Below are 25,525 nucleotides of genomic sequence, written 5' to 3'. Positions count from 1 at the left end.
AATTGGTAGAGCAGCTGATTTGTAATCAGAAGGTTGGGAGTTCGAGTCTCTCTGCCGGCACCATTAAAGAAAATCCCGCAAGCCATCGGCTGCGGGGTTTTCTTTTGGCGTCACGCCGAAATGTTATTTGGGCAAGCCATCTAGCCCTTCGATTTCATCAAGCCCGTCATCCCAGTTCGCCTTGCTGCCCAGCATGATATGGGCGTTCGGGCGTATCGAAACAGGCGTTTCAAGGCTACCTGCGGGCACAACCAACAGCTTCCCATCCATCTGCGTGTAGGGCACGGCGGAGCCGCATGTCTTGCAAAACGCCTTTTGATGGCGCGTTTCGGGAACGGTGTAGGACTGAATGTTATCGTCGCCGTCAATCCAGGACAGCTTTGCCTTGCGGGAAAACAGGTTGGCCGCATGGGCCGCACCGGTGTCCTTTTGGCAATATTTGCAGTGGCACAGGAAGAACGCATCGAAGCCACCCGTGACTTCGTAGCGCACAGCCCCACACAGACAACTGCCGTGATGTCTTTCGTCCATTACCTGTCCCCTAGCCGTCGCGTCTGGACGACGCATAGCGTTCCGAAACTTCGTAATAGTCATCAAAGCCGATGCGCTGGCGCAAGTCCGCCCAGCCCATCAGTTTGTCGTCACGTGGCTGGCCGTGCTTCATGGTTTGCAGGCATTCGACCATGGCCTTCATCGCCGCTGCCATCAGCGACAGTGGATAAGCCGCGATCTGATAACCGATTTCCTTGAGTTCTTCGGGTGACAGATCGGGCGTTTCGCCGCCTTCGACGATATTGGCCATCTTGGGACCGGGGAGCTCGGCACAAAGGGCGCGCATTTCGTCGACAGATTTCGGGGCCTCGACAAACAGGATGTCGGCACCGAGTTCCTTGAACTTCGCCGCACGGTCAATCGCCTCTGACAGGCCGTGCTGATGACGGGCATCGGTGCGCGCCAGGATCAGGATATCTGCCCCGGCCTCGCGGGCGTCGACGGCGGCCTTGATACGGTCAAAGGCCTCGTCGCGACCGACGACTTCCTTGCCCTTGGTATGGCCGCAGCGTTTGGGCGCCAGTTGATCTTCGATCATGACGGCCGCACAGCCCGCCTTGGCAAAGCCGGTGACGGTGCGCCGGACATTCATGGCATTGCCATAACCGGTGTCGCCATCGCCGATTACGGGGATCGAAACCGCATCGGTGATGTTGCGCGCCTGATCAAGTACTTCGCCATAGGACATCAAGCCCAGATCAGGTTCGCCAATCCGTGCCGCAGAGGTGGCAAATCCCGACATAAAGGTCAGGCCGAATCCTTCCTGTTCGATCAGCTTGGCAGAAAGCGCATCAAAGCAGCACGGCATGGTAATCAGGTCGCCTGTGGCAAGAAGTGCGCGCAGGGCATCGGCAGGTGATTGAACGTTGGTCATCGGTCTTTACAGCTTGAAGGGAATATAAAGGGCGAGATCGTGCCACAGATACAAAACCGCGGCACAAACAAACATCAGGGCGAGGAACGGCGCAACGCCGCGGGCAACCTCGCCCAGTCGGGCCTTGGCCACGGACTGGATAACATAAAGGTTAAGCCCCACCGGCGGTGTGATCAGGGCACATTCAACCATGATCACCATATAAACGCCAAACCAGATCGGATCGAATCCAAGGGCAAGGGCAGCGGGCAAAAGCACCGGCGTCATGATCAGAACCATGGACAGTGCTTCGAACACCAGTCCCATCACCAGAAGCACGACCGTAACGATCAGGATAAAGGCAAGCTCGGTATCGACCCCTTGGGTGATCATCACCGAAATATCCTGTGGAATGCGATAAAGGGTGATCGCCTTGCCAAAGATTTTAGCCCCGGCAATGATCAAGATGATCGCGACCGTGGTTGCCATGGAATCGAATACCGCCTTTTTAAGCGCATCCCATGTCAGCACCCGCATGATCGGGCCCGTGATGATCAGGGCGGCGGCAAAGCCGATGGCGGCGGCCTCTGTCGGGGTGAAGGCACCGGAATAGATGCCCGATATAATCAGAACCGCCAGAACGACCGATGGCAGCGCGCGGATGGTCGCACGTTTGCGTTCCGCCCAGCCTTTTTTCGGTTCCAGTTCCTGTCCGCCCATGCGGGCATAGATCATCGAGAAGACGATAAAGAACAGCAACAACGCGATTCCCGGACCGATCCCGGCCAGAAACAGCGAGATCACGGATTCTTCGGTGATAAAGCCATAAATGATCATCGGAATGGAGGGCGGGATCAGAATGCCAAGCGTGCCGCCAGCGGCCAGCAACCCATAAACAAACCGCTTGTTATAGCCACGATTGATCATTTCCGGGATGGCAACCGTGCCGATGGTCGCCGCCGTTGCAACAGATGATCCGGAAATGGCCGCGAACACACCACATGACAGGATGGTCGCCACCGCAAGCCCGCCCGGCCAATGGCCGACCCAGGCACTGACCGCGGCAAAAAGGTCGTTGCCCACCCCTGCGCGCAGCAGGATGTTGGACATCAACAGGAACAAGGGCACCGCCAGCAGGATAAAGCCATCAAGCGTGGAAAGAACGGCCTGCGGGGCCATCAGGGGCGAAAAGCCCCCCAGCAACAGCATGGCAAGGCCAAGCCCGCCCAGCGCAAAGGCAACCGGCACACGCATCAAAAGCAGCGTGAACATCGCTGCAAGGGTAAGGACAATCGTCATTCGTGCGCCCCTTTCGGAATATCCTTGCCCCGCAGGAGGCCAACAATCTCGATCACGGCCTGAATGGCAAGCAGCGCAAACCCGATGGCAACCGGCAATTCGGCAATCCATGCAGGCAGATCAAGCATGGTGCCGCTGGTGCGGCCGCGTTCGAAACTTTCATAGAAGATTTCCCAGCCCTTGAATGTCACCATCACGGAGAAGGCCAGAATGCAGGCCATGGCGATGATTTCCACAAGACGCTGGATTTTGGGCGAAAGAAGACGGGTGACAGCATCCACCGAAATATGGCGGCGTGCCGAAAGCGCCCAAGGCATCCCCAAAAGCGATCCCCAGATCAGACACAGCTGGGAAAGCTCAGCCGCCCAAATGGTCGGACGGACAAAGAAATAGCGCGCCAGCACTTCATAGGTCAGCATGCAGCCAGCCAGCACAAACAGGATGGCAGCGACCCACGCAAGGGTAAGCGTTAATCGATCAAACATGATTTAAACAGTGCGTGTTGAAAGACGGGGTGCCATCACCGCGACGGGATTAAAGTCCTTTGGACCCCATGCGGTGATGACAACAGATCAAATCAGTTTCACTTCACGCCCCGGTCGGCGTCCATATGCAGTCATGTCAGGCATGGCACGTGGCACCCGACCGCCAAGCGTCACGGAAATCAGAACTTCTGAGCGGCCTCAAAAACCTGTTTGCCGAGATCACCGGCATCTTCGAGGAAGGCGTCATAGACCGGCTGCGCGACCGAACGCCATTTAGCCAGTTCCTCGTCGGTCGGCTTATAGACATTCATGCCGGCTTCTTCGGCAGCGGCATAAGCCGCGGCTTCGATTTCGCTCATGCGGTTGCGCACATCGGCCTCTGCATTCATGGCTGCGGTATTGATGATATTGCGCTGCTCATCAGTCAGTCCGTTCCAGAAATCGGTATTGACCACAACGATGAACTCGATATCGGCATGGTTGGTCACGGTGATGTGGTCCATGACTTCCCAAAGCTGACGCGATTTGACACCGGAAACACCGGTCATACCGATATCAACGGTACCGCGCTGATAGGCGATATACTGCTCGGACCCGGAAATGAGGGTCGGCGCACCGCCAGCGGCAACGGTGAAGTCACCAAGCGTCTTGCCAAACACGCGGACTTTTTTGCCTTCCATGTCGGCCGGACCGTGCAACGGTGCATCCTTGGAAAGCATGATCGCACCACCATAGGCCTGCCACCACAGGACGGTCGCACCGGTATCCGCGATTGCGGCATCAAGCGGACCACGCACCGGGGAATCCTTGGCCACCGCCTTGCGGACCTTTTCTTCGGAATCAAAGACAAACGGCTGATAGAAGATATCGACCGCCGGTACATCACCGACATAACGGGTCAGCGATGCCACACCCATTTCAATCGCACCAGATCCCACTGCCGCCGGGACTTCCTTGTCCTTGTAAAGCTGTGCAGAATCATAGATCTCCACTTCGATGTCGCCGTTTGATTTTTCCTCGACCTCGTTCTTGAACATCAAAAGGTTCTGGCCGAGGTGGCTTTTGAGTGGCAACTGAAGCGAAATACGCAGTGTCAGGTCTGCGGCCTGAACGGTGCCGGAAAATCCGACGGCTGCCATCAACGCGGCAGCAAGAGCAAACTTCTTCATGATGAACGTCCTCCGAGAATTTTTATTCCGTTTTTTTATTAAGGACGGAAAGGATGCGCCCATTTTTCGGCGGTGTTCAACATGTTTTGACTAAGTCGAATCCCTTAGTCACTTGCCCTTGATGCGGCGCACACAGCAGCCGAACGCACTGGCTAAAAGACGTTGGCAATGCATACGACGGTTTGATTACGGCACTGCGGCAATCAAATTTAGTTGGCCTTGAGACAGACAAAGACGCCGTTCTGGCATGCCAGAGGGGCTGTTATGAATACAGATCCGAGAATCGTACAAGGTTTCAAACCACTACCTGATGATGCGCTTATACATAACTGTGGTGCCACTCAGCTTTTCTGAGTCCGGATCGCGGGCGAAATCGGGGATGATGCCGGTGGTTTCAAAGCCGAGCGATGTATAAAGCACTTCGGCACTGTCCCCCGTGCGGGTATCAAGTGTCAGAAGCATTCGGCCAAGTTCACGCGCACGTTTTTCGGCCGCGCTCATCAACAATCTGGCAATCCCGCGACGACGGCAATCGGGGCGGACCATCAGTTTGCTGATATCACCGCGATGGACCTGATTGGGCATGGTGTCGTAATCAAGCTGCACCGTGCCAACCACCCGGTCACCGTCAAGGGCGGCAAACAGAACGCGCTTTCCCCCCATAAGTGCCGGGATGGTCTTGTCGCGCCAGAAGGTCGCAGCCTCGCTTATCGGAAAAGGTTCAATAAAACCGATGCTGGCCCCGTCATGTACGCAGGCATGGAGCATGTCGGCAAACTGATCAAGGCGGGCTGTGACCTGATCGGCATCAAGGGTGACGACCTTAATATCAGATGCGAGATGAGGGTTGGACGACATGGCAGCTCTTTCGGTTAGTCGATAATGAAGAGGTGATATTTCGCACCCTGATCAGGCGGCGTTTGGAAGACGTTGCCACCACGCAGCAAATAGCGCAGGCAGTCACCCGCCCTTAGCTGGTGTGTTTGTCCGTCGATTTGCATCGCAAGCGCGCCTTCAAGCATAACCAAATGATGTTCAAGGCCGTCGCGCGGGGATCCGTCATATTCAATGCATTGGTCCGGGCCGATTTCGACTTCGATTACCTCGCCCGATAACTGCTTGGATGTCGGGGAGACCAATCGTCTTCGATACCCGGTATCGGGATCGGTCCAGACTTCCTGATCTGCACGCATCACAAGCGGGCCAAAATCATCTTCGACCATCTGCATGAGCCGTGACAGGGTGACACCAAAGGCAACACAAAGCTTTCCAAGCACGCTTGCGGTCGGGCTGACCTCCCCCTTTTCGATCCGCGACAAGCTGGCGCGACTGACCGCACTTTTCTGGGCCAGTTCATCAAGCGACCAGCCCCGCTCAGAACGCAAACTTGCCAAGCGATGGGCAAGACGTGTTTCTATTTCATCCATAACAACAGCACCCTCGACTCTCTTATTCGGGATATTTTCCCGATTTTGAGAACAGGTCAAGAAGTAAATACCGGCCCCACTGTCATGTCGGAGCCGGTTCATCACCAAGCCAAAGTGTTATGGGCCAAAAGCCAAAAGCCAAAGGGTCAGGCATTGCCCGCCGGGATGCGGGCGATGACCTTGATCTCGAAATCAAACCCGGCAAGCCAGTTAACCCCAACTGCCGTCCAGTTCGGATAAGGTGCTTTATCAAACACAGTGCCCTTCACCGCCATAATATCATCAAACTGGTTTTCCGGGTCAGTATGGAAGGTGGTGACATCGATGATGTCAGCAAGACTGCAATCGGCCGCTGTGAGGATTGCCTTAAGGTTATCAAATGCACGCACGACCTGTTGCTTGAAGTCCGGTTCGGGTGATCCGTCTTCCCGACTACCCACCTGACCAGAAACAAATAACAGATCGCCGGATCGTATCGCCGGGGAATAGCCATGTGCATCATAAAGGGCATGCCGGTTTGGCGGAAAGACAGGTTGGTTTGCGAGGGCCATTAAGACCTCCTTGTTCGGGTAAAGTTAGTATCTGTGGTATTTCGAATTCAGTTCAGATACGCTGCGTATGTGAAACAGATATATTCACATACGCGACGTATGTCAATTCGCATACGTCGCGTATGTTAAATTCGGAGTGCCTGATGGCTGCGAAAACACGCGCTGAAAAAATGGAAGAAACCCGCATCAAACTGATTGCGGCAGGTCGCAAGGCCTTTGCCGAAAAGGGTTTTGCAGACGCACCAATGGATGAGTTGACCGCAACGGCGGGGCTGACACGCGGCGCGCTTTATCACAATTTCGGAGACAAACGCGGTTTGCTGGCGGCCGTGGTCGATGAAGTGGATTCAGCTATGGCGCAAACTGCCAAGGAAGCTGGCGATGCTGCGGGTGGTGGCTGGAACGGATTGATGGCCGAGGGCCGGACATATATCGAATTGGCCCTTGATCCCGAGATCCAGCGGATTGTGCTGCGTGATGGTCCGGCCTTTTTGGGTGATCCGTCGCAGTGGCCCAGTCAGAACCGCTGTTTGCAGGCAACAATCAAAACACTGACGGAACTGGCCGATCAGGGGGCGATCAAACCGGTCGATATAGAGGCGTTGGCAAGATTACTGAATGGCGTTGCGATGAATGCAGCCCTGTGGGTCGCGGCAAGTGACAATCCGCAAGACACCCTTCGCAAGGCGATTGCCGCGTTTGAAGTTCTTGCTGCCGGTGCGTTGGTCACGCCTGAGAAGAAATGACGTCGCGTGACGGCATCATTCATGCAGGGTGTGCCCGGTCACATTCCGTCCCCTGCCCCGTCATCATAAAGAGGTCAGGCTTCGCTGGCGCCTTCAAGATCAAAACCGGCACGGGTCCAGCTTTGAAGACCACCCTTGAGGTTGCTGACGTCGCAATCGACGTGCTGCAGCACAGCGTTGGCCGCCCCGAAGGACCGCTGACCGACTGAACAGACAAAGACCAGATCTGTGTCACTTTCATCGGTAAGATCAACAAGGGCCGGGATATCGAAGTTTGACGTCGGGATATTGATCGCGGTTTCAATATGGCCAGTTGCGAATTCTTCGGGTTCGCGAACATCAATGACTGTGACGGCCTCTTCGCCGATCAGGCGATCAAGCTCATGCGGTTCGATAAACTGTACGGTTTCGTCGCTCATTGTGATGTCCTTTGGGGCCGCATCCTGTCTGCCCGTGATAGCGCCGGGCGCGCCCATTACGCAAATGCAAAATATTTTTGGCCCGGGCCTTGGATCAAAAAGCGGCACCAAAGCTGGACTGGTGGTCACTTACATGTGAACAGGGCCACATAATTTTACGGTGTTCGACGGAAGTATCGTCTTGCGAAATCAGTTCCTTATTCCCACGTCTGAATAACAGGGCAATTTGCCTTGGCAGGCTCAAAGGTCACTTTGATGTTCGTTCGACAGAAGCCTGCCCCGACCAGTTCAGTGTCGGCATATCGGTCGCCGCAACGGGGCCCAAAAAAGTCTGATCAAGACTGCAAAACGGCGTAATGGCCGCAACTGCACAATCAAATTTTCAAAGCTTGGCATGTTCCGCCAGAGATTAATCGTGAACGCCTTTTATTAAAATATGACCGTCTGGCGGACTCCCTTCACAGGAGACTTGCCGACGCCACCAAAACAAGGCCGGGCATATCGTGCCGCCCTACAAGACAGAACGCATCAATGCGCAAGAACAGGAATGAAACCGGAAACGTAAGTTTGACAGTGCGATAACGTTTGAAAGGAGACCGCGCCATGGCTGAAGACCAGGATATCTTCGAGCTGTATGCGGAAGGCTATGACGGAAAGCAGGAAACTGAACTGACCATCCGCGACTACCTTAATCTGTGTCGCGAAGACCCGACTGCCTATGCCTCTGCTGCTGAACGCATGATCACCGCGATCGGCGAGCCTGAACTGATCGACACCTCGACAGATTCCCGACTTGGCCGCATCTTTCTGAACCGGACCATCAAGCGCTATCCGGCTTTCGCCGACTTCTTTGGCATGGAAGAAACCATCGAACGCATTGTCGGCTTCTTCAAATACGCCGCCCAAGGCCTTGAGGAACGCAAACAGGTTCTTTATCTGCTGGGCCCGGTTGGCGGGGGTAAAAGTTCACTTGCCGAACGGCTCAAGGAACTGATGGAACGTGAACCGATTTACGTTCTGAAGGCGGGCGATGAAATCAGCCCGGTGTTTGAAAGCCCGCTTGGCCTGTTTAACCCGGCCAAAATGGGCGACGCCATCGAGGATAAGTACGGCATCCCCAAACGCCGCCTGACCGGTTTGATGTCCCCATGGGCAGTCAAGCGCCTTGATGAGTTTGGCGGGGACCTGACCAAGTTTTCGGTCGTTAAACTGATCCCGTCGCGCCTGCGTCAGATCGCGATTGCCAAAACCGAACCGGGTGATGAGAACAACCAGGATATCTCGTCGCTGGTTGGTAAGGTTGATATCCGCAAGCTGGAATATTTCAGCCAGAACGACCCGGATGCCTATAGCTATTCCGGTGGCCTGAACCGCGCCAATCAGGGCATTCTTGAATTTGTCGAGATGTTCAAGGCCCCGATCAAGATGCTGCATCCGTTGCTTACCGCCACACAGGAAAGCAACTATATCGGCACGGAGAACCTCGGTGCCATCCCGTTCCAGGGGTTGATCCTTGCGCACTCGAACGAGGCAGAATGGCAAACATTCAAGGCCAACAAGAACAACGAAGCCTTCATTGACCGTATTTCAGTGATCAAGGTGCCCTATTGCCTGCGGGTGACCGAAGAAACCATGATTTACGACAAGCTGTTGCAAGGATCGGAGCTAGAACATGGTTCCTGTGCGCCGGGCACGCTTAAGATGCTGGCACAGTTTTCGGTACTGTCACGCCTGCAGGAGCATGAAAACTCCAACCTGTATTCCAAGATGCGGGTTTATGACGGCGAGACGTTGAAGGATGTCGATCCCAAGGCCAAATCCATGCAGGAATACCGCGATACCGCCGGTGTTGATGAGGGCATGGACGGAATTTCGACCCGCTTTGCCTTCAAGGTTCTGTCGGAAACCTTTAACCATGACACGCACGAAGTTGCCGCCGACCCGGTGCATCTGATGTATGTGCTGGAACAGGCGATCCGGCGTGAACAATACCCCGAAGAACGCGAAAAGGCCTATATGGACTTCATCAAGTCCGAACTGGCACCGCGCTATGCCGAGTTCATCGGGGCGGAAATCCAGAAGGCGTATCTCGAAAGCTATTCCGATTACGGTCAGAACCTGTTTGATCGTTACGTTGCCTATGCCGATGCCTGGATCGAGGATCAGGACTTCAAGGACCCGGATACCGGTCAGCTTCTGGATCGCAAGATCATTGATCAGGAACTGTCAAAAATCGAGAAACCGGCAGGCATCGCCAATCCCAAGGACTTCCGTAACGAGGTCGTCAAGTTTGCCCTGCGTGCACGCGCCAATAACAAGGGCAAGAACCCGTCCTGGACGTCCTATGAGAAACTGCGCGAAGTGATTGAAAAACGCATGTTCAGTCAGGTCGAGGACCTGCTGCCGGTGATTTCGTTCGGCTCGAAGAAAGACAGCGAGACCGAGAAGAAACACAACGAGTTCGTAAAACGCATGATTGATCGCAAATATACCGAACGTCAGACCCGCCGTCTGGTCGAATGGTACATGCGCGTCAATAAGGCCGGTTAAGCTCCCCCCTTGTCTTTCCGGCCCGACCGGGCGGGCTTGTCCCTTGTCCGCCCGGTTGCTTCTTCGCCGCAGGATGTGGCTTTGGCCCATCACCCAATGTCACATCCTGCGGACATTCAAGGCGACAACGATCTGCACAACGCGCCTTTGAACCGTGCAAGGATGTGACTGCCCATGCTTTATATTGTTGACCGTCGCAAGAACCCGACCGGCAAAAGCCTTGGCAACCGGCAACGTTTCATGCGTCGTGCCAAGGCCCAGATCAAAAAGGCGGTTGAGAACACCATCCGATCGCGTGGCATTACCGATATCAGCAGCGGCGATCAAATCACCATCCCCGGCAAAACGTTAAAGGAACCGGGTTTTCACCACATGGGGCGTGGGGGCAACCGCAACTATGTCCTGCCGGGCAACAAGAAGTTCGTGCAGGGTGATCGCATCGCCCGACCGCAAGGCGGCGATAGCGGTTCTGGCGGATCAAAAGCCAGCCCCGATGGTGAAGGCGAGGATGAATTCCAGTTCACCCTTACCCGTGACGAGTTCCTTGATATCTTCTTTGAAGACCTGGAACTGCCCGATCTTCTGAAAAAGAGCCTGAAGCAGACAACCGCGTTTCGAAATGCGCGCGCGGGCTTTTCGGTTGAAGGCACACCATCCAACCTTAGCCTTGTGCGCACAATGCGCAATTCACTGGCACGGCGCATTGGGTTGCGTCGCCCGAAAACGGCCGAAGTACGCGAGCTTGAAGAAAAGATCGCCGCCCTTCAGGTCAAGGCGGAAAAGCGCCCGAATGGCAAGTTGACCAAATCGGATGACGAAACGCTTCATACCCTGTTGGCCGATCTTGAAGAGGCCAAACGCCGGATGAAGGCGATCCCGTTCATTGATCCGATTGATACCCGCTATAACCAGTTTCAACAGATCCCCGATCCCAATACACAAGCGGTGATGTTCTGCTTGATGGATGTGTCGGGCTCTATGTCGGAGCAAATGAAGGAACTGGCCAAACGGTTCTTCATGTTGCTTCACCTGTTCCTGCATCGCAAATACGAACATGTCGACGTGGTCTTTATCCGCCACACATCACGCGCGGCCGAGGTTGACGAGGAAACCTTTTTCTATTCGCGCGAAACCGGCGGGACGATTGTTTCCACCGCGTTAGAGGAAATGAAAAAGGTTCTGGCAGACCGTTATCCCACCGATCAGTGGAACATCTATGCCGCACAGGCATCAGACGGGGATAACTATTCCAATGACGGGGCAAAATGCACCGCCCTTCTGGCAGAAGACCTTTTGCCCAAATGCCAGTATTACGCCTATATCGAAATCACCGACGAGCGCGAGGCCGAGATTTTTGCCGCCGCCGAAGGTGAAACAGCACTTTGGAAGGCCTATGCGCCCCTGGCGGCAACCCATCCGCAATTTGCCCTGAAACGGGTCACGAAAGCCGCCGATATCTTCCCGGTCTTCAGGGAATTGTTTGCCAAAAACCGTGCGGAGGCGACGCGATGAGCAGCAAGACCAAATCCGCCGACAAACTGCTATTCACCAGTGCAGACTGGGACTTTGAGACACTCAAAGCAACATATGACGCGATTGAGGATATCGCGCTTAACGAGCTTAAGCTGGATGTCTATCCCAATCAGGTCGAGGTGATCACATCCGAGCAGATGCTGGATGCCTATTCATCCATCGGCATGCCGTTGATGTATCACCACTGGTCGTTTGGCAAACGCTTCGTGCGCGATGACGTCATGTATCGCAAGGGGTATCAGGGGCTGGCCTATGAGATCGTGATCAATTCCAACCCCTGCATTTCCTATGTGATGGAAGAAAACACCATCGTCATGCAGGCGCTGGTGATGGCGCATGCAGCATTCGGGCATAATCATTTTTTCAAGAACAATTACCTGTTCAAGCAATGGACCGATGCCGAAGGCATTCTTGACTACCTGCAATTCGCCAAGAGCTATATCGCCAAGTGCGAGGACCGCCATGGCTTTGATGCGGTTGAACGGATCCTGGATGCCGCGCACGCCCTGATGGAACAGGGGGTCAATCGTTATTCCCGACCAGAAAAACCCAACCTTGCCGCCGAGCTTGAGCGTGAACGCGAACGCGCCAAGTATGAGGACGAGACCTATAATGACCTTTGGCGGACCCTGCCCCAACCGGATCAGGGCGATCAGGACATGGATGAACTCAAACGCAAAATGCGCGTTGAGGAACGCCGCGCGCAGTTCGGCTTGCCAGAGGAAAACCTGCTTTATTTCCTTGAAAAGAACGCCCCGACCCTGCAGGCGTGGGAACGCGAGATTTTGCGTATCGTGCGGAATATCGGGCAGTATTTCTATCCGCAGAAACAGACCAAGATGATGAATGAGGGCTGTGCGTGTTATGTGCACTACGCGATCATGAACAGTCTGTATGACAAGGGCCTGATTTCCGAAGGGGCGATGATGGAATTCATCGATTACCATTCCCGCGTGGTGTTTCAGGCCGAATATGATGATCAGCGTTATTCAGGTTTCAACCCCTATGCGCTTGGCTTTGCCATGATGCAGGACATTCATCGCATCTGTGTCGATCCGACCGAGGAAGACCGTGCATGGTTCCCCGACATTGCCGGCAATAACGAACCGGTCGAGACGCTCAAGGAAGCATGGGCGCATTACCGCGATGAAAGCTTCATCCTGCAGTTCCTGTCACCCAAGCTGATGCGCGACATGCGGATGTTCATGATCGATGATCAAAGCACGTCACCGCATCTTGAGGTCGCCGCGATCCATGACGACAACGGCTATCGCAAAGTGCGCCGGTCACTTGCCCGCATGCACGACGTTTCAGTCCGCGAACCGGACATGCAGGTGGTTGATGTCGACATCCGTGGCAACCGGCAGCTTTACATCCAGCACACAGAACATGAAGGCATCCGGCTTGAAAAGTCCGAAGCGGAGATGACACTGGGCTATATCGGGCAATTGTGGGGGTATGGTGTAACGCTGCAATCTGTCGATTATCAGAGCGGCGAAATCCTGCATGAAACGACTTACACGCCTGATGATTTGACGTCGGCCTGATCAGGCAGCGACACCAAAACACATATGCAGATTTTTCGTTTCCGAGGTGAAATAATCTTATTTGGATCAGGCAATGAACCTTAACAGGGTCAATTCCCGGGCCAGTATCGGTAGATATTGGCGCTGTTGCCATTCGTCATTTCCGGGTTATCCAGATCAATGATTTGCAAGTCTGGATGTTCTTTCAGGAACCGGAGTGCATAACTGATCCCGGGATGCTCCTGAAAAGACCTGTCTATCGCCCCATCCTGTGTTGCGGCATGAAATCCTTGTTCGATCAGGTCATGAACGGGTTTGCTGTCCTTGCGAACATAAAAATAGAAATCGTACGGATAGCGCACCAGCAATTTCGGATAGACGACAAGGTTATGCTGCCTCAACAACCTTTGGACATTTTCTGTTCCGAGTTCATGGATTGCCAGATGCATTACGTCGAACCGGCGCATTTCGAGCATGGCATAAAGGCTAGGTCCCGGCCCTTCCACGACACACAAATCCGCCTGTTTGAGGATAAGGGTATCAACCCAGGAGTGACCGGAACCGATACAAATATCTTTCAGGAGCTCAAGGCTTTCAACACGATCAAATTCTTCGACCATGTCAGCACGGGTGATCAACAAACGATAGCCCTGCAACCCCTTGGTCAAGGGATAATCGATCTGAAGCAGGTGGCGTTCGGCATATCGGTTATATCCGGCAAGGGCCACATCGACCTGACCTTCGTCAAGCATGGCAAGCCCCCGTTTTTGAGACAAGCGATCTGCGCGGATGATTTCCAGTCTGTGATCCCCCGGCGCGTATTGCAACGCCAGTTCGAGCAAGTCTACTTGAAGGGCAAAGGTCGTCTCGCTACCGGCCGGGAGCGGCAACTTGAATGTGTCGGCATACAGGGGCGTGGCCAGTATGAAGGGAAGAATGGCCAAACCGCACAAACATCTGAAAGAAAACATTACGCTCGCAACTATTCCCCGAAGTTTTTGAAACTTACCTTTGCTAAGTCAGGTGGGGATTTCCACGATTGGAAACACCCCTTGTGGTCAGTTCGGATCGTAAAAAAACGCATCAATCACAATTGATTCCACCCAAATGACAGATCAACGGCGATCATTTTCCCGATCCGCCGTAATTCTTCTTGACCATTTGTTATGTTATACCATAACAAAGGCATATCGAAAATCCAACACACCTCAAAGCGGACCAGCCACATGCCTTCCTTGTACCCAGCCCTTCGTCGAATTCTGCTAGCAGCCCCGATCGTTGTTGCCGCTCCGCTGTCGGCCACCGCCCATGGGGACGATGCCCCGAAAGTTGTGACCTCCATCAAACCGATTCATGGCATCACGAGCGCCATCATGAAGGATATTGGCGAACCGGTACTGCTGATTGACGGGGCATCTTCGCCGCACACCTATGCTCTGCGCCCCAGCGAAGCCCGCGCACTAAGTGACGCCGATCTGGTGATCTATGTGTCACACGCGCTTGAAGGTTTTCTCGAAAAGCCGCTTCAGAGCCTTTCGGGGCACAGCCATCAACTTGAATTGGTTTCGCTGAGGGAACTGGCACTGCGTGACATGCGTGAAGGCGGTACCTGGGAAGGCCATATGCATGATCATGACGGTGATACGCATGAAGAACATGCGGACCATGATGATCATGGCGATCACGACGAGGTCGCTCATGACGATGACCATGGTCACGGCCATGAAGCCGAACATGAGCACGAAGAGCATGAGCATGCCGAACATGATGACCATCACGAAGTCGACCACCATGAACATGAAGGCATAGACCCGCATATCTGGATGAACCCGGCCAATGGCGCAACCATTGCAATTGCCATTGCCGATGAACTGGCCGAGATCGACCCGGAACATGCCGACGACTATCGCGCCAACCTGCAGACATTACTTGCAAGCCTTTCAAACCTTGGTAATGATCTTGAGGCTAAGGTTGCACCGGTCCGGGACAAACCTTATGTCGTGTTCCATGATGCGTATCAGTATCTGGAAGCCGGCTTTGGTTTGAATGCCGTCGGATCGATTACTGTTTCGCCAGATCAGAAGCCCGGAGCCAAACGCCTTCATGAAATCGAAGACAAAATCAAAGATACCGGTGCTGTGTGCATTTTTGCCGAACCGCAGTTCCGCCCGGCCATTGTTCAGGCCGTTGTCTCGGATACTGGCATCCGGACCGGCACGCTTGATCCGCTTGGCTTTGACATTCCTGCTGGACCAAACGCCTATCAGGACATTCTGGCACAAAATGTCGACGCCCTTGTCGATTGCCTTGGTAACGGTTCGTAAGCCGGCTTCAATGACGATGGTTGCCGGCATGACCATGCTGGCAACCGCCCCTTCGGCATTTGCGCATCCCCATGTATGGATCGACGCGAATGCCGAATTCGTTTTTGAGGATGACAAGATCACCGCCATTCATGTGCGCTGGTTGTTTGACGACCTGTTTAGCATGGCCGTGATTGACGAGTTCGACCAGAACCATGACACGCGGTTCTTTGGCGATGAAAACACCGCCGTACGTGACAATGCCTTTGCCGCCCTTGCAGAGTTTTCGTGGCTGACCCATTTGCGTCGCAACGAGGAACTTGTGTCCTTTGCTGGCGCAACCGATTTCCAGGCAGATATCACCGATGATCGCCGGGTAAGTTATGACTTCAAACTGACCCTTGAAACACCGCTTGACCCGATGAAGGATGCCATCAGTCTGTCGGTATATGACGCCGAGTATTATATTGATGTCGCCTACACTCAGGTCGATCCCGTGCTGTTTTCGGGGACAAAGAGCCTGTCCTGTCATTTCGAGATGAGCGAAGATGAAAAGAACCGCATCTATTTTGACCTTGTCGCGCCGGTCCGTGCCGATGTTATTTGCGCGGCCAAGGTGGCAGATGGCGGCAGTTCTGGCGGCCTTGCTCCTGGCGATTTCGTTCTCGTCGAGTAATCTGGCATTTGCCCAGTCTTCAAACCTTCTGGGGCGCGGGGCCGTCGATAGCAGCGAAAGCCCCCCTTCTCCGACGCCGGAGCCAGCTGAAGAAAGCCTGATCACCCTGCCCGACTGGTTATCGGGCATTATTGGTCAGACTGTGATCCTGCAAACCAAACTTAACCGTGAAATCACATCCACCCTGCGCGAAGCTAAAAATGGCGACAGTTTTTGGCCGGGCATGGTCATCATTGCGCTGTCATTTGCCTATGGCGTGTTTCACGCGGCGGGCCCCGGCCATGGCAAGATGATCACCACAACCTATTTCCTGTCACGCGACGCCGGGTGGAGACAGGGTGTCGCCATGGGCAGCCTGATTGCCGCCGTGCAGGCAGTATCAGCCATCGTCATGGTTGGTGGACTTACCCTGATCCTTAATCTTGGCCCGGCAGCTGTCACCCGAAACGGCCTTATTCTGGAGGCGGTTTCATATGCACTGATTGCTGCATTGGGCGCCTTGATGGCGCTTCGCATCCTTCAGGGGCGCGATGACTGCTGCGATCACCACGGACCGGGTATGCATCACCATGATCACGCCCATCATCATGATCATCACCACAGCGTTTCCGGTCATCACAATCACGGCCATGACAGTTTCGCTGCCACCCAGTCCAGCTGGCAGATGATCTCAACCGGTATTGTCGCTGGATTGCGCCCGTGTACCGGATCGATCCTTGTTCTGTTGTTTACGCTTGCCAACGGGATGTTTCTGATCGGGGTCGGGGCTGCGTTTGCCATGGCGCTTGGGGTCGCGATTACCATCAGCCTGATTGGACTGGCCGCGATTGGCATTCGCACCGGCACGCAACATCTGTTTAGCTTGTCAGAAACATCATCTGGAATCATCCGCCGTACTGTCGGCTTTGCCGGGGCTGCAATCATCACCCTGTTTGGTGTGATGCTGTTGCTGGCGTCTGCCCGACAACTGGGCTGGTTATAATCAGGATTTATGCGCGGCCGGGATGCTTTCTGTTGCCTTGATCAAGGCATCCATCACCATGCGCACCCCGGGCGAGCGACGCATATCAGGATGCACCACCAGCCAAACCGGCTTGCTTAGTTCGGCCAGACTGTCGTCGGCAACAACTTCCAGACGGTCATCTTCATCTGCCATATAGCGCGGCAGCAGACCCAGCCCGTGGCCTGTGGCAACAAAGGCCTGAACCGTCTGGGTATCATCGGCCTTTACCCGCACGGGCAATTCCCGTTCAAGCGTATCCCAGACCCATCCTTGCTGATAATCGCCAAATGTATTGCGACCATCGGCACAGAATTCCCAGTGTTCCTTTGGTACACGGTCGGTATAGCCCTTGGCCGCGTAAACGGCATAACGCAAGTCGATCAGTTTTCGGACAATCAATCCGCTTTGATCGGGACGTACCATGCGCACGGCCAGATCGGCCTCACGCCGTGCCAAATTGGCAACAACGCTTGAACCCAGTATTTCATATTCAAGGTTTTTCTGATCACGAAGCAACTCTGCCAGACGGGGCGCAAACAACAGGCGCCCCGCACTTGGTGGAACGGCAATCCGGACCACTCCGTGGGCTGTTTCGTCCCCGCGTGCCTGTCGTTCGAAAGCCAGAACATCTTCTTCGATCCGTCCGGCAACCGGCACAAGGTTTTCGCCTGCGTCGGTCAGCTTCCAGCCTGTCGCAAGACGGTCAAACAAACGCGCCCCAATATCTTCTTCAAGTGCGTCTATGCGTCGGGAAACAGTTGTGTGGTCCTTGCCAAGACATCTTGCTGCGCCCGATAGAGTTCCTTCCTTTGCCACAGCGACAAAAAAACGCAAATCATTCCAGTTCATGACCCCATCCCGGCACGGGTTGCCCAAAATCCATGGCGTGCGTAACGCCGCAAGCGTTGTTTCACCATTGCGCAAATTTGCACAACTGTAGCGCATTTTATCGGAATTCATTTGTGTTTTTGCGCATGGCAACCTTGTCGACATCACAAAGCCCCACGATCAAGGAGCATCAAAATGGCTGTATCAAACCATATCAAATGTCATCCCGTCGTTGGTCAGCTGTCGAACAAGTCATCGTCGGAGATGCTCGCACAATGCCTGAGCTCCCCTGCCTCGCGCCCCCATGCCACCCGGGGTATTTGTGCGATCATCCCGACGATCCTCGATGCGTTGATTGTCGCATACAAGCGTTATCAGGGTCGAACTGCGCTGGATCGGCTGAGCGATGATCAACTCCGCGACATCGGGCTTGAACGTACCCGTGACGGGTATGAAACGCGCGGCTGGTATTGATTTTTCTTCAACCCAGCCCCCGAAACATCAAAGCGGCCCGGTTTCGAACAGAACCGTTGGCAATCGACACGCTTTGATGCCGCCAACCTGGGAGAAAGACAATTACCAAGTTGGCAGATGCCTCCCTCAAGGCAGACAAAGGCCCCTGCAGCGCAGGGGCCTTTTGTTCATCCGTCGAAATTGCCCGAATTCCGGCGTTCCCGACATGTGTGATGACGAATTTCACCAAACGTAACGTGGAAATAGAAACAGCCCGCAAGGTTGACCTTGCGGGCTGAAAACGATGTCAGTTGAATGGATAAGGTGATCGGTGCCTTACTTGGCCGATACAACCTTCATCACAAGCTTCCCGTCCGGCTTGATCGGGCCGTCTTCCTTGGCACCCAGGGTGTATTCGAATACGCCGGTTTTCATGCCACCGGCTTCGGAATGCACCATCAGCATCAACATTTCGCCGGACTTGACCGGTTCCTGCAGGATGGCAGATACATCCATGTTTTCACCCTTTTTAAGCGGTGCATAGCCAACGACCGGTCCCGGCTTCATATCACTGTCGGTGCGATGGACAACCAGCCAGCCGTTTTCGCCAGCCATGATTTTCGATGCGGTCACCACGCCAGCCGAAACATCCTGATCCATGGCTTCGACCATCGGACCCATTGCGTTTGCCGAACCGGCACTGCCGAAAACAAACCCGGCACTTAGCATCATTGCCGTGATCACGCCGGTTGCTTTTGCAGTTGCTTTGCCCTTGAAGGTCATGTGAAGTCTCCTTTGCTTTTGATCTGGAACGCGCTGTTTTCTGCGCTTCGCTCATGTCATGTGTTTCAACACACACAGAAGCTACGCAGCCAAATCAATCGGGTTTCAACAAAGGTGATTTTTTTACTGTGCGACTGAAATCAGACGCCCATGGATCGCAGGACCGGTTGGCTGACCGGTTGGTGAACCGCCTTCGGGCTCCAAGCTGATGCCAAAGGTCGCGTTGCGCAACATGGCCGGATCGAACCCGCCAAGCTGCTTGGTCGTCGGATTGGCGATGTTTTCAAGCAGACCCAGTGATTTGGGTTTCGGCCCGGTTTCCTCCGTCACGATCCAGAGCTGATAGGTCTTGCCTTCGGGCATGGTTGCCTCGACCGGGCGGATGGTGACTTCGCGGGTTTCGAGATCGACACTCATGACAAAGGCCGGTTGTGTGTCATCACGATGGAAAACGGCAACAAACTGCCCGTTCTCAACCGGCAGATTTACATCGTTCGAAAGCAGAACAACAACCATGCTGGTCGCAATCGCCGCAGCCCCAAGCGCACCTGCACGCCATATGGCCAGTTTGCGTTTGAGCTTGGCAAACTCAACAATGCCGGGCGCCTGTTGACTGGCAGCCTGGGACGCAGCTTGGGTCGCGGCCTGTGCGGTGCCTTCGATCCGGGCACGAATGCCGGCAAACAGATCGCGCGTCGGGGCCACCGGATCATAATGGGCATTCAAAGGCGACAAGCGCGCTTCCCAGTCAGAAATCGCGCGATCAAGTTCGGGTTCTTGGCTGCGACGTTTCTCAACGGATTGGCGTTGCGCGGGATCGAGAGTCCCCAGCACATATTCTGCCGCCAGCATGTCAATGTCATCCCGGTCCGTCATGTTCCCAGGCATTCCTTTAATTGTCGCAGGCTGCGATGCAGCCACGTCTTGATCGTTCCCACCGGCTGGGCAAAGCGTTCTGCCAGTTCGGCACGTGACCAACCTTCGAGATAGGCCAGCTTCACGATTTGCTGACGGTCATCTTCAAGATTGTTCAGGCAATATTCAAGCTGACGCATCTCGTCTGCAACCGCCATCTGATCAAATGCAGAACCGGATGATATCAGCGTATCGATATCTGCATCCTCGATATCGGCTTCCGGGCGTTGGCGCCGGACGATATCAATCGCACGGTTGCGGGCAATCGTTGCCATCCATGTGATGATCGAGGCACGACCGGGTTCGAAATCCCCTGCCTTTTGCCAGATACGCACATAAATGTCCTGAAGGGCGTCCTCGCTTTGAGCGCGATTTCTCAAGATACGCAGGACAATGCCAAAAAGTTTCGCTGAGGTCGCATTATAAAGCTGCTCGAAGGCATCTGTATTGCCCTCGACTGATTGCCTTAAGAGGTTTTCCAAATCCCGGGTCGATGTCATCGCCACCGCCAGCTGCATGCAGACCGGCACAAGCACCGCCGCACGAATAAAACAAATATGGGATTTTTATCCCGAGCCAACAGTTGGTACGCAGCCTGACGCCAACCTGATCAGTTTTGCTTCAAACGAAACCACGGCACACTCAGACCTGATATTCCTCGGCAATGTTGTCTGCGGCCCGGATCAACGCATCCATCACAAGTCGCACCCCCGGCGAACGACGCATATCGGGATGCACGACCATCCAGACACTCTCGCGGCTGCGACCGTCAGTATCAGCGTGGATCAGTTCAAGTTCCTCGTCCTGATCGCCAAAGTACCGGGGCAACACGCCAACACCATGCCCGGCGGCAATGAACTGTCGCACGGTTTCTGTGTCATCAGCACGGAAGCGGCACGGCAATTCACGATCAAGGACCGTACGCACCCATTCGCGCTTGGAGGCACCATAGGTGGTGTCTTCGTAACCGCAGAATTCCCAATACATTTCCGGCACGCGTTCCTGATAGCCGACCGCGCCATACAGCCCCACCCCCAGTTCGACCAGCTTGCGGGTGATCAGGCCGGGTTCACGCGGCGTGATCATGCGCACTGCTATATCGGCCTCGCGCCGGGCAAGGTTGACCACATTGGCGGCCCCGACGATTTCAAATTCGAGTCCCTGATGCGCCTTGAGCAAGCGGGCCAGACGCGGGGCAAACAACACACGCCCGGCCACCGGGGGCACGGAAATACGCACCACCCCGTGGGCGGCTTCATCGCCCTTTGCCTGTCGCTCGAATGTCAGGGCTTCTTCTTCGACTCGTTCGGCCACAGGAACAAGATTCCGGCCCGCCGCAGTGAGCTGCCAGCCACGCGGCAAACGGTCAAAAAGCTTTGTTCCAAGGTCACCCTCGAGCGCCTCAATCCTTCTTGCAACGGTGGTATGCTCTTTACGCAGACGTCGCGCGGCGCCAGACAGGCTATTTTCTTCTGCAAGAACAAGGAAGTAGCGCAAATCGTTCCAATTCATATGCGTTATCTCACCCCTTGGAATCAGTCCAAATATTCGTGCATTTTTGCACAGATACTATGCAAAACAAAGTAGTTCCCGTTTTATTTCGCATATGACATTTTCCGCAAATCGAAAGACACACCAACCGTAGATCAAAGGAGGCCACTATGGCACACACGGTTTCCGCTGCACCGCAGTTCAACGTCGCGAACGACCCGTTCACCAAACGCATGCCGTTTGGTTCGCTTTTCGGCCAGATCGTCAGCAAGATCGGCCCGGCACGTGCCCACAAGGCTTCGAGCTACGGTTGGGATTCGCTGAGCCACGCAGAACTTGCCGACCTCGGTCTGCAGCGCAAGTTCAACGGTTCGACCTGGTATGTCGACCGTATCAAAGGCTAGGCCTTGAATCGGTTGCGACACCGAAAAAGTCGCATGGACTACCCTGATGAAAAAAGGGACCCGTTTGGGTCCCTTTTTTTGTTTCTGATATCAGTGTCATCAAACACCAACCTAACGGATGATCAGCCGCGCAGCGCCTTTACCTTGTCGGTCGCTTCCTGTGCCAGCTTCGTGATCTTGCCCCAGTCACCGGCCTTGACCGCATCCTTCGGAGCCACCCACGAACCACCCACTGTGATGATGTTTGGCAGGGCCAGGTAATCGGCAAGATTGTTCAGCGAAACGCCACCGGTCGGGCAGAAAGATACCTGCGGCAGTGGACCAGAAATGGCTTTGAGCATCGAAACACCGCCCTGCTGTTCTGCCGGGAAGAATTTAAGAATGTCATAGCCATGATCAATCAGGTTCATGATTTCCGAGGGCGTACCAGCGCCCGGAAGCAACGGGCATCCGGTGTCTTTGGCAGCTTTCAGAAGGCCTTCGGTATGGCCTGGCGACACGGCAAAGGCACAACCGATCTCGGCCATGCGTTCCATCTGCTTGGCATTCACAACCGTGCCCGCACCGGTAATCGCATCAGGGACTTCGGCGATGATGCGCTTGATGCTTTCTTCGGCTGCGGACGAGCGCAGGGTGATTTCAAGCACCGGCAGACCACCAGCAACCAGCGCCTTGGCCAGCGGCACGGCATCGTTGACGTCTTCGATCACCAGAACCGGAACGACCGGTGCCTTGGACAGAATTTCACGCGATGAAAGGCTCATTAAGTTTCCTCCAGGTTTCGATTACGCCGTTAAAATCTTGGCGCAACCGATCAGGGCCGGGTATTTCGCCGTCATCAGGCGCACCGGCACATCATTCATCAAATCACGGAACCGCCCCTTGGCGATCATGCGCTCCTTGAGCGCACTTTTCTTCATGTAATCGGTAATGCGTGGACCAATACCGCCACCGATAAACACCCCGTCAAAGGCCCCAAGGGTCAAAACCAGATCCCCGGCAACGCCGCCAAGGAACATGCAGAACCGGTCCAGCACCTTCAGACACAAGGCGTCACCGTCTTTAAGAGCACCATCGACGACCTCGGCCGCCGTTTTGAGTTCGACATCAAGACCATCAATCGCGGCAAGCGCCCGATAAAGGTTTTCAAGCCCCATACCCGAAAGCACACGTTCGGCGGATACACGATCAAGTTCCTGGCCCAGGAATTTGACGATCTCGTAATCAAGATCATCAATCGCGGGCAGCGATACATGCCCGCCTTCGCCCTGGATCGGAAGCCATTTGCCTTCGTGTGGCAAAAGCCCCGAAACACCAAGCCCCGTGCCCGCCCCGACCACCGCAAGCGGCAACCCCGGACGGCCCGGACCATCAAACAGCGTGATCAGGTCTTCGTCACCGAGATAGGGCACAGACATGGCAAGACCGGTGAAGTCATTGACCACCACAAGCCGATCCAGATTAAATTCGGCCTTGAGCGCTTCTTTCGAGAACACCCACGGATTATTGGTGAACTTGACCGTATCAGCCATGGCAGGGCATGCCACAGCCACGGCAAATTCACGCAAATCCGTGCAATTGGTCCTGGCCATGAAATCGCGCATGGCATCACCGATGGTGGCATAGTCACGCACCGGCAATGTCATGGGTGTATAGGGATCGCCAGCCTCGTCCAGCCAGGCAAAGCGGGCGTTGGTCCCGCCAATATCACCAACCAGCTGCATTACGCGACTTCAGCCTCCCCCGGGAAGGCCGCAGAGGCGCCAAGTTCAGCCAGACCAACATGTTCACGGAAGACACCAAACATCTCGCGACCAAAGCCATCCTGATGTTCTGCCTTATGATCAAAGGTCGCAAAGTCACGCTTGGCCAATTCGGCATCGGTAACGTTCAGCAAAAGCTCGCCAGTTTCGGCATCCAGACGGATGATATCACCATCCTGAACCTTGGCGATCGGACCATTCATCATGCCTTCGGGTGTCACGTGAATGGCGGCCGGGACCTTGCCCGATGCACCCGACATACGACCATCCGTCACAAGGGCGACCTTGTAGCCAAGATCCTGCAAGACACCCAGCGGCGGGGTCAGTTTGTGCAGTTCCGGCATGCCGTTGGCTTTCGGGCCCTGGAAGCGGACAACGCAAACCACATCACGATGCAGTTTGCCTTCCTTGAAGGCGTCCATCATTTCTTCCTGGGATGTAAACACCGCAGCCGGGGCTTCGATCACGCGGTTTTCCGGCTTCACAGCGGAAACCTTGATCACGGAACGGCCGAGATTGCCCGAAAGCATGCGCAAACCGCCATCGGCACTAAACGCCTTTTCAGCCGGACGCAGGATTTCCTCGTCATGGCTGGTTTCCGGTGCATCACGCCATGCCAGCTTGCCATTATCAAGATACGGCTCGGTGCCATAGGCCGCCATTCCGCCAGTGTGAATCGTTTCAAGATCCGGGTGCAAAATACCGTTCTTGAGCAGATCGGAAATCACAAAGCCCATGCCACCTGCGGCATGGAAGTGGTTCACATCCGCCTGACCGTTCGGATAAACGCGGCACAGAAGCGGCACCACACGCGACAGTTCGTCGAAATCATCCCAGCGAAGCTCGATCCCGGCCGCACGTGCCATGGCCGGAAGATGCAGGGTATGGTTGGTCGACCCACCGGTCGCCAGAAGCCCGACGATCCCGTTCACAAACGCCTTTTCATCAAGGATCTTGCCAATCGGGCGATAGTCATTGCCAAGCTTGGTGATCTGCATCGCACGCTTTGCGGCTTCTTCGGTGAGCGCATCACGCAGGTCCGTATTCGGGTTCACGAACGCCGCCCCCGGAAGATGCAAGCCCATGACTTCCATCAGCATCTGGTTGGAGTTCGCCGTGCCATAGAAGGTGCACGTGCCCGGGCTGTGATAGGACGCGGTTTCGGCCTCAAGCAGTTCCTTGCGGCCAACCTTGCCCTGGGCATAAAGCTGACGAATGCGGGCCTTTTCATTATTCGGAAGGCCTGATGGCATCGGACCGGCCGGAACAAACACCGCCGGGATATGGCCATATGACAATGCGCCCATGACAAGACCCGGAACGATTTTGTCGCAGACACCAAGATACATGGCAGCGTCAAACACATCATGCGACAGCGACACGGCTGTAGACATGGCAATCACATCGCGTGAGAACAGCGACAATTCCATGCCCGGACGGCCTTGGGTCACGCCATCGCACATGGCTGGAACACCGCCGGCCACCTGTGCAGTGCCGCCAGCTTCAAACACCGCCTTTTTGATGCGGTCCGGGTAAACGCCCAGCGGCTGATGGGCCGAAAGCATATCGTTATAGGACGTCACAATACCAAGGTTCGCGCCGTCTTCGCCGTTAATGCGCTGCTTTTCCGCAGCCCCGCAACCAGCCGATGCATGGGCAAGGTTGCCACATGACAGGGCCGCGCGATGCGGACGATCAGAGGCCGCGGCCTCGATCTTGGCAAGGTATGCTTCGCGGGTTGGTTTGGAACGCTCGATAATGCGTTTGGTAATTTGTTCGATTTCACGTTTCATGGG

The 25,525-nt window shown here is 54.9% G+C and carries 27 protein-coding genes; 9 read left to right on the top strand and 18 right to left on the bottom strand.

The window, feature by feature from the left end; all coding sequences use genetic code 11:
- Positions 1-123: 123 nt before the first annotated feature.
- From B2R48_RS10690 to B2R48_RS10655, 8 genes are all read right to left on the bottom strand, one after another.
- The gene (locus B2R48_RS10690; RefSeq protein WP_297000052.1) at positions 124-531 is read right to left on the bottom strand and encodes a GFA family protein; all 408 of its coding nucleotides are present in this window, start codon (positions 529-531) and stop codon (positions 124-126) included.
- 10 nt (positions 532-541) lie between these two features.
- Positions 542-1,426 carry an isocitrate lyase/PEP mutase family protein gene (locus B2R48_RS10685; protein ID WP_297000050.1) on the bottom strand — a complete coding sequence of 295 codons (885 nt, stop codon included), beginning with the start codon at positions 1,424-1,426 and terminating at the stop codon, positions 542-544.
- Between the two features lie 6 nt (positions 1,427-1,432).
- Positions 1,433-2,704, bottom strand: coding sequence for a TRAP transporter large permease (locus B2R48_RS10680; protein ID WP_062957898.1), 1,272 nt, complete (start codon positions 2,702-2,704; stop codon positions 1,433-1,435).
- Positions 2,701-3,189, bottom strand: a complete 489-nt coding sequence (locus B2R48_RS10675; protein WP_297000046.1) for a TRAP transporter small permease — start codon at positions 3,187-3,189, stop codon at positions 2,701-2,703. The genes B2R48_RS10680 and B2R48_RS10675 overlap by 4 nt, the downstream gene beginning before the upstream one ends.
- Positions 3,190-3,368: 179 nt before the next feature.
- Positions 3,369-4,358 (bottom strand): TRAP transporter substrate-binding protein DctP, encoded by a 990-nt coding sequence (gene dctP, locus B2R48_RS10670; protein ID WP_213472366.1) that lies wholly within the window; start codon positions 4,356-4,358, stop codon positions 3,369-3,371.
- A gap of 303 nt (positions 4,359-4,661) precedes the next feature.
- The gene (locus B2R48_RS10665; RefSeq protein WP_297000044.1) at positions 4,662-5,216 is read right to left on the bottom strand and encodes a GNAT family N-acetyltransferase; all 555 of its coding nucleotides are present in this window, start codon (positions 5,214-5,216) and stop codon (positions 4,662-4,664) included.
- A gap of 14 nt (positions 5,217-5,230) precedes the next feature.
- Entirely contained in the window at positions 5,231-5,785 is a 555-nt protein-coding gene (locus B2R48_RS10660; RefSeq protein WP_297000041.1) for a helix-turn-helix domain-containing protein, read from the bottom strand.
- A 146-nt stretch (positions 5,786-5,931) separates the two neighbouring features.
- Positions 5,932-6,336, bottom strand: a complete 405-nt coding sequence (locus B2R48_RS10655; protein WP_297000038.1) for a RidA family protein — start codon at positions 6,334-6,336, stop codon at positions 5,932-5,934.
- Positions 6,337-6,479: 143 nt separating this feature from the next.
- Here B2R48_RS10655 and B2R48_RS10650 point away from each other — a divergent pair, with 143 nt between their 5' ends.
- On the top strand, positions 6,480-7,082 hold the full coding sequence (locus B2R48_RS10650; RefSeq protein WP_297000036.1) for a TetR/AcrR family transcriptional regulator: 603 nt from the start codon (positions 6,480-6,482) through the stop codon (positions 7,080-7,082).
- A gap of 74 nt (positions 7,083-7,156) precedes the next feature.
- On the opposite strand, the gene B2R48_RS10645 is transcribed toward B2R48_RS10650, so the two are convergent.
- The gene (locus B2R48_RS10645; RefSeq protein ID WP_297000033.1) at positions 7,157-7,501 is read right to left on the bottom strand and encodes a rhodanese-like domain-containing protein; all 345 of its coding nucleotides are present in this window, start codon (positions 7,499-7,501) and stop codon (positions 7,157-7,159) included.
- Positions 7,502-8,104: 603 nt separating this feature from the next.
- Here B2R48_RS10645 and B2R48_RS10640 point away from each other — a divergent pair.
- The 3 genes from B2R48_RS10640 to B2R48_RS10630 all read left to right on the top strand — a co-directional run bounded on the left by B2R48_RS10640 (position 8,105) and on the right by B2R48_RS10630 (position 13,131).
- Positions 8,105-10,051 carry a PrkA family serine protein kinase gene (locus B2R48_RS10640; RefSeq protein ID WP_062957905.1) on the top strand — a complete coding sequence of 649 codons (1,947 nt, stop codon included), beginning with the start codon at positions 8,105-8,107 and terminating at the stop codon, positions 10,049-10,051.
- A 174-nt stretch (positions 10,052-10,225) separates the two neighbouring features.
- Positions 10,226-11,563 carry a YeaH/YhbH family protein gene (locus B2R48_RS10635; RefSeq protein WP_297000030.1) on the top strand — a complete coding sequence of 446 codons (1,338 nt, stop codon included), beginning with the start codon at positions 10,226-10,228 and terminating at the stop codon, positions 11,561-11,563.
- Positions 11,560-13,131 (top strand): SpoVR family protein, encoded by a 1,572-nt coding sequence (locus B2R48_RS10630; protein WP_213472358.1) that lies wholly within the window; start codon positions 11,560-11,562, stop codon positions 13,129-13,131. The genes B2R48_RS10635 and B2R48_RS10630 overlap by 4 nt, the downstream gene beginning before the upstream one ends.
- An 89-nt stretch (positions 13,132-13,220) precedes the next feature.
- Here the strand turns inward: B2R48_RS10630 and B2R48_RS10625 are convergent, their stop codons facing one another.
- Positions 13,221-14,054, bottom strand: coding sequence for a hypothetical protein (locus B2R48_RS10625; RefSeq protein ID WP_297000026.1), 834 nt, complete (start codon positions 14,052-14,054; stop codon positions 13,221-13,223).
- 282 nt (positions 14,055-14,336) lie between these two features.
- Here B2R48_RS10625 and B2R48_RS10620 point away from each other — a divergent pair, with 282 nt between their 5' ends.
- The 3 genes from B2R48_RS10620 to B2R48_RS10610 are packed head-to-tail and all read left to right on the top strand — an operon-like array spanning position 14,337 to position 17,071.
- Positions 14,337-15,434 (top strand): zinc ABC transporter substrate-binding protein, encoded by a 1,098-nt coding sequence (locus B2R48_RS10620; RefSeq protein ID WP_297000024.1) that lies wholly within the window; start codon positions 14,337-14,339, stop codon positions 15,432-15,434.
- A 10-nt stretch (positions 15,435-15,444) separates the two neighbouring features.
- Positions 15,445-16,089 carry a DUF1007 family protein gene (locus B2R48_RS10615; protein WP_297000020.1) on the top strand — a complete coding sequence of 215 codons (645 nt, stop codon included), beginning with the start codon at positions 15,445-15,447 and terminating at the stop codon, positions 16,087-16,089.
- Positions 16,037-17,071 carry a nickel/cobalt transporter gene (locus B2R48_RS10610; protein WP_297000015.1) on the top strand — a complete coding sequence of 345 codons (1,035 nt, stop codon included), beginning with the start codon at positions 16,037-16,039 and terminating at the stop codon, positions 17,069-17,071. Before B2R48_RS10615 ends, B2R48_RS10610 begins: the two co-directional genes overlap by 53 nt.
- Here B2R48_RS10610 and B2R48_RS10605 read toward each other — a convergent pair whose 3' ends face one another.
- On the bottom strand, positions 17,072-17,941 hold the full coding sequence (locus B2R48_RS10605) for a LysR family transcriptional regulator (RefSeq protein WP_297000013.1): 870 nt from the start codon (positions 17,939-17,941) through the stop codon (positions 17,072-17,074).
- Positions 17,942-18,115: 174 nt separating this feature from the next.
- On the opposite strand from B2R48_RS10605, the gene B2R48_RS10600 reads away from it, so the two are divergent.
- Positions 18,116-18,394 (top strand): DUF1127 domain-containing protein, encoded by a 279-nt coding sequence (locus B2R48_RS10600; protein WP_297000011.1) that lies wholly within the window; start codon positions 18,116-18,118, stop codon positions 18,392-18,394.
- A gap of 315 nt (positions 18,395-18,709) precedes the next feature.
- On the opposite strand, the gene B2R48_RS10595 is transcribed toward B2R48_RS10600, so the two are convergent.
- From B2R48_RS10595 to B2R48_RS10580, 4 genes are all read right to left on the bottom strand, one after another.
- A complete protein-coding gene (locus tag B2R48_RS10595; RefSeq protein WP_114129934.1) occupies positions 18,710-19,156 on the bottom strand; it encodes a DUF7282 domain-containing protein in 447 nt (148 codons plus the stop codon).
- A 123-nt stretch (positions 19,157-19,279) separates the two neighbouring features.
- The gene (locus tag B2R48_RS10590; protein ID WP_297000007.1) at positions 19,280-20,032 is read right to left on the bottom strand and encodes an anti-sigma factor; all 753 of its coding nucleotides are present in this window, start codon (positions 20,030-20,032) and stop codon (positions 19,280-19,282) included.
- On the bottom strand, positions 20,029-20,571 hold the full coding sequence (locus B2R48_RS10585) for a sigma-70 family RNA polymerase sigma factor (RefSeq protein ID WP_297000005.1): 543 nt from the start codon (positions 20,569-20,571) through the stop codon (positions 20,029-20,031). The genes B2R48_RS10590 and B2R48_RS10585 overlap by 4 nt, the downstream gene beginning before the upstream one ends.
- A 142-nt stretch (positions 20,572-20,713) precedes the next feature.
- Positions 20,714-21,583, bottom strand: a complete 870-nt coding sequence (locus B2R48_RS10580; protein WP_062957914.1) for a LysR family transcriptional regulator — start codon at positions 21,581-21,583, stop codon at positions 20,714-20,716.
- Between the two features lie 149 nt (positions 21,584-21,732).
- On the opposite strand from B2R48_RS10580, the gene B2R48_RS10575 reads away from it, so the two are divergent.
- Positions 21,733-21,966: a hypothetical protein gene (locus B2R48_RS10575; RefSeq protein WP_062957915.1), complete on the top strand. Its 234-nt coding sequence runs from the start codon at positions 21,733-21,735 to the stop codon at positions 21,964-21,966.
- Between the two features lie 122 nt (positions 21,967-22,088).
- Here the strand turns inward: B2R48_RS10575 and B2R48_RS10570 are convergent, their stop codons facing one another.
- The 3 genes from B2R48_RS10570 to edd are packed head-to-tail and all read right to left on the bottom strand — an operon-like array spanning position 22,089 to position 25,522.
- A complete protein-coding gene (locus B2R48_RS10570) occupies positions 22,089-22,730 on the bottom strand; it encodes a bifunctional 4-hydroxy-2-oxoglutarate aldolase/2-dehydro-3-deoxy-phosphogluconate aldolase (RefSeq protein ID WP_062957916.1) in 642 nt (213 codons plus the stop codon).
- Between the two features lie 21 nt (positions 22,731-22,751).
- Positions 22,752-23,690 (bottom strand): glucokinase, encoded by a 939-nt coding sequence (gene glk / locus B2R48_RS10565; protein ID WP_296999999.1) that lies wholly within the window; start codon positions 23,688-23,690, stop codon positions 22,752-22,754.
- Positions 23,690-25,522, bottom strand: a complete 1,833-nt coding sequence (gene edd, locus B2R48_RS10560) for a phosphogluconate dehydratase (protein WP_296999997.1) — start codon at positions 25,520-25,522, stop codon at positions 23,690-23,692. The genes glk and edd overlap by 1 nt, the downstream gene beginning before the upstream one ends.
- Between the last annotated feature and the right edge of the window lie 3 nt (positions 25,523-25,525).

Source organism: Thalassospira sp. UBA848 (genome assembly GCF_002295455.1).
Lineage (GTDB): Bacteria > Pseudomonadota > Alphaproteobacteria > Rhodospirillales > Thalassospiraceae > Thalassospira.
The sequence above is the reverse complement of the archived record's forward strand: the minus strand, read 5'-3'. Positions and strand labels throughout refer to the sequence as shown.